This is a genomic window from bacterium (genome assembly GCA_037131655.1).
GTDB lineage: Bacteria > Armatimonadota > Fimbriimonadia > Fimbriimonadales > JBAXQP01 > JBAXQP01.
In genome coordinates this window covers 1-1,873 of the sequence record JBAXQP010000426.1, presented here as the reverse complement: position 1 = coordinate 1,873, position 1,873 = coordinate 1, and the positions used below count along the sequence as shown (strand labels likewise).

General features: G+C 45.9%; 2 protein-coding genes and 1 tRNA gene. All 3 read left to right on the top strand.

The genetic code is table 11. The annotated features are described in order from the left end of the window. Nucleotides 1–375 precede the first annotated feature (375 nt). The 3 genes from WCO51_13240 to WCO51_13230 all read left to right on the top strand — a co-directional run bounded on the left by WCO51_13240 (nt 376) and on the right by WCO51_13230 (nt 1,810). Nucleotides 376–452 (top strand) — tRNA-Arg (locus WCO51_13240). Nucleotides 453–690: 238 nt separating this feature from the next. Further along, nucleotides 691–948 carry a hypothetical protein gene (locus WCO51_13235; GenBank protein MEI6514217.1) on the top strand — a complete coding sequence of 86 codons (258 nt, stop codon included), beginning with the start codon at nt 691–693 and terminating at the stop codon, nt 946–948. Between the two features lie 142 nt (nt 949–1,090). Beyond that, nucleotides 1,091–1,810 (top strand): SprT family zinc-dependent metalloprotease, encoded by a 720-nt coding sequence (locus WCO51_13230; protein MEI6514216.1) that lies wholly within the window; start codon nt 1,091–1,093, stop codon nt 1,808–1,810. The last annotated feature ends 63 nt before the right edge of the window (nt 1,811–1,873 follow it).

Here is a 1,873-nt window from a genome sequence, read left to right as displayed (position 1 = left end):
CCCAATAATAGCTGACACGAAAATAAAGGCAAGGATTCTAATTGCAAAGATTCTCCTCTTCATAGTACACGGCAACTCCCGATACCGGTTTACCATTTCAGAGTATCAAAACTCTGGTGAAACTTGCCGACAAACGGGCCGGTATCACAATAAATGTCACCCATCATTTCTTGCGTCATACCTTCTCGACTTTACTAATGGAATCTGGTATAAGCACCGAAGTCAGGAGACTTCTCATGCTTCATTCCACATTGTCAGCATCGGAGCATTATACTCATGTTTCCCCAGTTTTTGCAGTCTCAGGCCGGTGATTTTTCCGACATGGTAAATAGTACGTCTGAAAGTCTGCAAGTACTAAAGTGATGTAAGCCGCACGGGCGGTTAGCTCAGTTGGATAGAGTACAGGCCTCCGAAGCCTGGGGTCGTGGGTTCGAATCCCATGCCGCCCGCCAATTTCAATAAGGACTTAGCCGACAATGGCCAAGTCCTTTTTTAATTACGACGGGGTACCCCCATTATTCTTACGGTGGGGGTGTTACCAGAGACACGTTGCTCGGATAATGCTCTTGAAAAAACAGGTGATCAGGTGGGTCAATGGTTCTGAAATTGACAATCCCCATCATTTTTCTCTTGTTCATTAGAAAGCTCGTGGATATAACTGACTAAACTCAATATCTATGGGAGACAATAATGATACAAGAATATGTTTCCAATCTTGCTGACAAAATGGGCATGAAATTATCACAAATATCCCTTGTTGACGGTAATCAGTTAGGGTGCTTAGATATTTATTTACTCAAAATCTCAATAAAAGTGCATAAAGTGGACGCATTGATCTTTAAGACTGATATTGAGAATCTTGAAAATGGAAAAGTTTCTGATCGCATGGAAGTAAGAACCAGATCTGCTTTGAATCGGCTCCAGGTGATGCTCGACCAAATCAATTGACTGTTTAAAATGATCTACTAACAACATGGGTAACGCACGACTTACATTGCCAGAATATGAAGCTCTTGTTGAACACCAAATAGCCCAATGTCATTCATAGATGCCTCTGGACTGTTGATTGACTGGATAAAGCGGGGTAAAGGTGGTATCCAGAACTGATGAGATCGAGCATGATTCTGTCGAGTGTGCTGGCGTAACCATACCATACACTTACTGCCATTCAAGGCGCAGGACGCTCGGCATCACAGTCCGCCCAGACAAATCGGTAGCGGTACGAGTGCCTATGCGAACGTCGATTAAAGCGATCAGGGCTTTTGTCACGCTTAGGGCAGAATGGGTATTGAAGGTTTGGAGGAAGTTGGATGCTAAGCCAGTCCAACAACGGCAGAGCTACGGTCGTGGTGCAGTTTTCATGTTTCAGGGGGCGGCTTATAATCTGGAATTTACAGAGGGGCAGCGCCGCTCACTGCAACTGCATGAAGGGTTGATGATACTGATTACCCCGGAGATACCCTCAGAAGATAACCTCCGCAGAATGATTGATAGTTGGTACAGGAAACAGGGGATAAAGATAGTGAAGGAACGTTCAGTCGCATGTTACAGCATGATGCTGGGCGAAGGCATTCCGTTGCCACCAATCACCATCCGCACCATGAAGACCCGCTGGGGAAGCTATTCCTACCATACCAAGCGTATTGCCCTTGCACTCAATCTGATCAAGATGCCGCCAGGCTGCCTCGACTATGTCATTATCCACGAACTCTGCCACATCAAGGTGCGACACCACGGCCCTGACTTCTGGCAGATGGTCTCTCGCTATTGCCCCGATTACCAGAAAATGCGCAGTCTGCTGAAACAATAAACCTTCACTATAGCGTCTGAGTGATAGAACTGGCTGTAACAGCCATTACTGCTCGTGCCCATG